This window comes from uncultured Maricaulis sp. (assembly GCF_905480005.1).
Taxonomy (GTDB): domain Bacteria; phylum Pseudomonadota; class Alphaproteobacteria; order Caulobacterales; family Maricaulaceae; genus Maricaulis.
The window spans coordinates 1-5993 of the sequence record NZ_CAJQOO010000009.1 but is presented as its reverse complement, the minus strand read 5'-3'; the positions used below and the strand labels follow the sequence as shown (position 1 = coordinate 5993).

Here is a 5993-nt window from a genome sequence, read left to right as displayed (position 1 = left end):
TAACATGCTGTTCGCCATCCTGCCGCCACTGGCGCGGGGCCTGGCCGTACCGGAATACTGGGTTGGTGCGATCTACACGGTCTCGGCGGTGCTTTTCATGACCATGACCCCGATCTGGGGGGCGCTGTCCGACCGGCGCGGGCGCAAGGGGTTCATTGTGTTTGGCCTGTCAGCCTTTGCCTGTTCGACCCTGATTTTCGCTGGCGCGGCCTGGGCCGGGGAGAGTGGCTGGGTGCCGCCACTGGCCGCCATCTTCGCCATGGCGCTGGCGCGCACCCTGTTCGGCTCCCTCGGTTCGGCCACCAACCCCGCCGCGCAGGCCTATGTCGCCGACCGGACTTCACCGGCCGAGCGGACCGAGGCGCTGGCCGGACTGACCGCCGCCTTTGGCATGGGGGCCGTCATCGGCCCAACCCTAGCGGCGACCCTTGTCGAGCTGGTCGGTGTGCCGATCTTCATGGTGATCATCTCGGCGACCGTGGCCGCGGGGGCTGTTGCTGTGTGGTTCAAACTGCCGGAACAATCACCGCCGAAACAGCAAAGCCGACCGATCAACCCGTTCAAACAATTCGTCTTTGCCGCCGACCCGCGCATCGCGCCCTTTGTCGGCTATGGCTGCGTGACCTGGATCGTCCAGTCGCTGAGCCTGTCGACCCTGGCCTTCTTCATCATGGACTCGCTGGGTCTGGACGAGGACCAGGGTTTGCAAATGTCCGCGATCGCCCTGGCCGCCGGTGCCGGCGCGCTGATTATCGCCCAACTGGTCGTCATTCCTGCCCTCAAGGCCAGCCCGCGCGTGCTGATGACGCTGGGCGCCATCATCACCATTGCCGGGTTCGGCCTGATGATCATCGCCCCCAATTACGCCGGTATCGTCACCGCCTATATCCTCATCAGCTTCGCCTTCGGCCTGTCGCGATCCGGCTTTGTCGGCGGCGCCTCGATTGCAGTGACGCCGGAAGAGCAGGGCCGCGCCGCCGGCCTGACCACCGCGACAGCCGGTCTCGGCTTCATCATCGGACCGGTCGGCGGGCTGTTCATGTACAACCAGCTCGGACATGTCGTGCCGTATTATGTCGCGGTTATTCTCAGCGTGATCGCGGTCCTCATTGCCTGGTACCACCCCGGCGTCCGCCGGGCCGTGGACGTGGTTGCGGTCGAGCCGGACGTCTAGTCGGCCCGGAATCGAACATCGCAACACCCCGTTAGTCATCTTTGGGTACAGGTAGGCACCCCAGACGTTTTCGCGCGCAGCCTCCATGACCGGCCAGCAACTCACCCTTCGCTATGCCTTTGCCCTCGGCCTGATCGCGGCGCTCGCGGCGTTCCTGCTTGCGCTGAGTCAGTTCGCGGCAAGCCAGGCCGAAGATGACGGCCGACTGATCAATGAGGCCGGACGCCAGCGCATGTTGAGCCAGCGCCTGGCTCTGCTGGCCAATCACCCCATCGCGCCCGGGGCCGCCGAGACGGCCGAATTCAGTGCTGCGCTCGACCTGTTCCGCCGCTCGCATGACGAGCTGGTCATCGCTGCCGAAGCCGATGCCAGCCTCAGCGAGATTTATTTCGGTGAGCCATGGCAGGTGGACCGGGAGAGCCGCAATCTGATTGCGACCGCCGAACGCGCACGGGCCGAGGGTTTCGCGATCGAGCCGGTCGCCCGGCTTTTCCTGACATCGCAGGACGCCCTGCCGCGTCTCAACGCCGCCACCGGTGCCTTCGAGGCCGCTGCGAGCGCCCGGGTGAACAGTTTCCGGCGCCTCGAATGGACCGCCTTCATCCTCACCCTGATCACCCTGGCACTGGAAGTCCTCCTGATCTTCCGACCGGCAGCGCGCGCGATCACGCGCTCGATCCAGGGCTTGCATGATGCCCGGGAATCCGCGGAACGCGCCAATGCGGCCAAGTCGGTCTTCCTGGCCCAGATGAGCCATGAAATCCGCACGCCCCTGAACGGTGTCCTGGGCATGGCCACCGTCCTGCGCGACACCAGGCTGGACGATCGGCAAAGCCAGATGGTCAAGACAATCGCAGCGTCCGGTGACCTGCTTCTGTCCGTCGTCAATGATGTGCTGGACCTGTCCAAGATCGAGGCGGGCGAGATCGAGCTGGAGACCATCGAGGTTTCGCTTGGTCAGGCGCTGGACTGGACGGTTTCGGCCTTCCGCCCGGCGTGCCGAGAAAAAGGACTTGAGCTGGAAGCCACGATCGATCGCAGCGCCGAAGGCTGGTATCGAGCCGACCCGACCCGCTTGCGTCAGATCCTGACCAATCTGGTCGGCAATGCCATCAAGTTCACACAGATGGGGACGATTACCGTCTCGATCCGCTGTTCGGCGACTGACAAGCCGGACCATGACCGGGTCGAAATCTGTGTCGCGGATACCGGCATCGGCGTCCCGGCTGACAAGCTCCAGAGCATTTTCGCGCCCTTCACCCAGGCCGACAGCTCCACAACCCGCTCCTATGGCGGGACCGGCCTCGGCCTGCCGATCTGCCATCATCTTGCGAAGATGATGGGCGGCGACATCTCAGTGCGCTCGCGCGAGGGCTGTGGTTCGATCTTTACGGTCGTGCTCAACCTGCCGCGCACGCAGGCCCCGGTGATCGCCGAAGAAACAAAGCCCGAGGCAGACCAGAGCCGCAAGCTTGTCGCCCTCGTCGTCGACGACGTCGCAACCAACCGCCTCGTCCTGCAAAGCATGCTGGCCAAGCACAATGTCGACGTCATCCAGGCCGATAGCGGACTGGAGGCGATCGCCTCGGTCAATATTCGTGGCGATATCGATGTCGTCCTGATGGATGTGCAGATGCCGGACATGGACGGGATCGAGGCGACGCGGCGCATCCGTCAGCTGGAAATCCGCGAAAACCGGCCGCGCGTCCCGGTCGTCGCGGTCACGGCAAACGTTCTGACCGACCAAATTGCGGAATACCGGGCAGCCGGCATGAACCGCCATCTCGCCAAGCCCATCGATCCACGCAAGCTCAACAGCCTGCTCAATCAGATCCGCGCCGAACTGGCCGCGCCGGCTACCGAAGCCCCCGACGAGACCCCCGGTCGTCAGTCCGTCTGGGCGCCCTGCGCGGCGATCACCGCATCAAACATGGTCCGGCCCAGATACCCGTCAGCGATCAAGCCATTGGCCCGTTGGAAGGCGCGAAGGGCGGCGCGGGTATTCGGCCCAGCCAGGCCATCCGGCGTCCCACTGTCAAAGCCCAGCGCGTTGAGCGCAGCCTGCACGTCACGGGTCTGGCTGCGATTGATCGGCGGATTGCCCTCCGGCCAAGAACCCACAAGCGCCGCTTCCCCGGCGATACGGTCGGCCAGATGTGCCACTCCGATCGCGTAGGAGGTGGAGTTGTTATACTGCTTGATGACCCGGAAATTGGGGAAGGTGAGAAATCCCGGCCCCTGCCCGCCGGCCGGTAATTCCAGCCGCGCCGCGCGCATCAGGTGATCCGCCTCCCATTCACCCGCCGCCGGGGTCAGGCCAAGCAGGCCCCACTGGCTGACGAGACGTGACTGGCCCGGATCCCAGGCCGCAAAATCGAAATCGGCCGGCACGGAAACCTCCAGAATGCTCGGCGCGCCATCGCGCCAACCGGCCAGGGCCAGGAGATTGGCCGCGGAGGCCAGGGCATCATTGGGGTCCGTCCAGATATTTCGGGTCCCATCCCCATCCCAGTCGTGGGCCCGCTCGAGATAGGTGGTCGGGATGAATTGCATCTGGCCCATGGCGCCGGCCCAGGACCCGGTCAGCTGGGCCCGCGTCGCAAAGCCGGATTCCAGCATTTCCGCGACGGCGATCAGTTGAGCCTCGGCCCAGTTCCGGCGTCGCCCTTCCCAGGCAAGCGTCGCAAGCGCCTGAACGATGTCATTATTGCCCGGAATGGCGCCGTAGGAGCTTTCCAGCCCCCAGATCGCAATCAGGATTTCCGGCCGAACCCCGAAATGGGTGGCGATCGCATCAACGGCCGCCCGGTTCTCGGCATAGGCATCGCGGCCATTGGCGATGCGCAGATCCGATGCGGCAATATCGAGATAGGACCAGATCGGCCGCACGAATTCGGGCTGGCTGCGATCGCGATCAATGATCCGCATTTCCGGCTCGAGCCCGTCCAGCATGTCTGCGGCGGTCGCGTCTTCCACACCGGTGGCGATCAGGCGGGTCCGAAAATCCGCGCGCCAATCGGCGAAACTCTCACCGTCAGGCTGGGCCAGGGCGGGCGATGCGAACAGGGAAGCGGTGGCAGCAAGTACGAGCAGTCGACGGATCATCCATTCCTCACGAGCACAGCCGGCTCGAGGACAAGACGCGGATCGAGCCCGGCAATTTCAATAATAAGCTTGCGCCGCAGCGCGTCCACGAAATCATCATGCTCATTGCTGGGCGAAATAAAGGCGCCCGGCCCGGCGATCACCTGATTTTCGAAATAAGCACTGACATCAATCGAGACAGAGGGGCGAAATGGGTGCTGGCGACCGCCGGCAATCGGCAGGCCATTGATGGTGATATTCGCGTCCTCGGCTCGCTGGCGCGCCTGGCTCAGGCTGGAGCCGGAATTCTGCGGTCCGTCGCCGGATATATCGATGACCTGGCGCACGCCCTCGAACGCGTTTTCTTCCATCAGCGTGATCGAGCTTTCGATCGCCGCCCCGATGGCTGTCCGTCGACCGGAGACAAAGGGGGCGGTCGCCAGGCTGGCGGCAAAGGCCTGGGCATCTGCCTCGGTCTCGATCACTGTCCAGGGCGCCACGACACGCTGGAAATCCCCGTCCGCCCATTCAAGATAGACAACGGCAATCCGGCCATAGCCGCCGCTCTGGATGGCCGAGATGATGTCCGGATCGGCGAGCGCCGCAACATGACCCTCACGTTGGCGACGGGCCTCGGTTTCGTCGATCGAGGACGATACGTCGACCGCAAGGACAAGCTCCAGGTCAACCAGCTCGCGGCCATCCTCGGTGTATTCATGCGGACGGGGTTCACCCACCCAGGGCGCAGGCACGCGCGCACTGGCGCCAAGCGTCAGGGCCAGGGCGATGGCGCCGGAAAGTGCGAAGCCCCGTCTCACGGCGCGCGGCCGGCCTCGGTGCCGTAAAGCGGGTCGACCTCGCCATGGCTCGGCAGGGCGCCGGCAATCTCGATGATCAGTTTGCGCAGGATCGCCTCGCGGAATTCGTCCTCGGTCCGTGCCGGCAGCACGAAGGCGCCCGGTCCGGTGATCACATTCTCGCGGAAATAATCGTCGAGATTGACCTCGACCGGCCGCACCCAGCGCCCGTCACCGGACGAGATGACCGGCAGACCATTGACCACGACCTGCGCCTGATCCGCCAGGGCTCGCGCCTGCTCGAGGGGCAGGCCCTGGTTCTGCGGACCGTCGCCGGAAATATCGATGATCAGGCGCGGTGCGTTATAGGCATTGGTCTCGATCCGCTCGACCGCATCGGCGATCGCGGCGCCGATCGCGGTATAGTGGCCGCGCTCGAGCGGGGCCGCGGCGACGCGCGAGGCGAAGGCCAGCGCATCTTCTTCCGAACCAATCACGGTCCAGTCGGCTGCGGAGCGTTGGAATCCGCGATCCGCCCATTCGACATAGGTCACCGCGATGCGTCCAAGCGGTCCACCCTGGATGGATCGGATCACGTCCTCGGAGGCCAGGGCCGCAACATAGCCCTCGCGCTGACGGCGCGCCTCTTCCTCGTCCACGGAATAGGAAATATCGACGGCAAGCACGAGCTCGACATCCACATCGATCGAACCGGGCTGAACGGCGAGAGCCGCCGGTCCAGCCACGAAAAAGGCCGCCAGCGCGGCGGCACATGTCTTACCCAAGCCTGTCATGCCGCGCACACTATGGAGCGTGCCCGGCCGGAGCAACTTTCGAAGTTGTAAGACGCAGCAGACGCGTCCGATGTGTCACCCCCAAACCTCATCATAAAGGGCGATGATCTCGTCGGCGGACGGCACGCGCGGATTATTGCCGGG

General features: G+C 64.7%; 4 protein-coding genes and 1 pseudogene. 2 read left to right on the top strand and 3 right to left on the bottom strand.

Annotated features, from left to right (window positions below; translation table 11 throughout):
• Positions 1-1174 (top strand): MFS transporter (locus QZ266_RS01555; RefSeq protein ID WP_295691043.1); only part of this gene is annotated, 1174 nt, incomplete at its 5' end.
• Between the two features lie 85 nt (positions 1175-1259).
• Positions 1260-2984 (top strand): annotated as a pseudogene (locus tag QZ266_RS01550) (ATP-binding protein); the annotation flags it as partial.
• Between the two features lie 77 nt (positions 2985-3061).
• Here the strand turns inward: QZ266_RS01550 and QZ266_RS01545 are convergent.
• Genes QZ266_RS01545 through QZ266_RS01535 form a run of 3 tightly spaced genes read right to left on the bottom strand, consistent with a single transcriptional unit; the run spans position 3062 to position 5840 of the window.
• Entirely contained in the window at positions 3062-4279 is a 1218-nt protein-coding gene (locus tag QZ266_RS01545) for a lytic murein transglycosylase (RefSeq protein WP_295691041.1), read from the bottom strand.
• On the bottom strand, positions 4276-5076 hold the full coding sequence (locus tag QZ266_RS01540; protein ID WP_295691038.1) for a DUF1194 domain-containing protein: 801 nt from the start codon (positions 5074-5076) through the stop codon (positions 4276-4278). The genes QZ266_RS01545 and QZ266_RS01540 overlap by 4 nt, the downstream gene beginning before the upstream one ends.
• Entirely contained in the window at positions 5073-5840 is a 768-nt protein-coding gene (locus QZ266_RS01535) for a DUF1194 domain-containing protein (RefSeq protein ID WP_295691036.1), read from the bottom strand. The genes QZ266_RS01540 and QZ266_RS01535 overlap by 4 nt, the downstream gene beginning before the upstream one ends.
• Between the last annotated feature and the right edge of the window lie 153 nt (positions 5841-5993).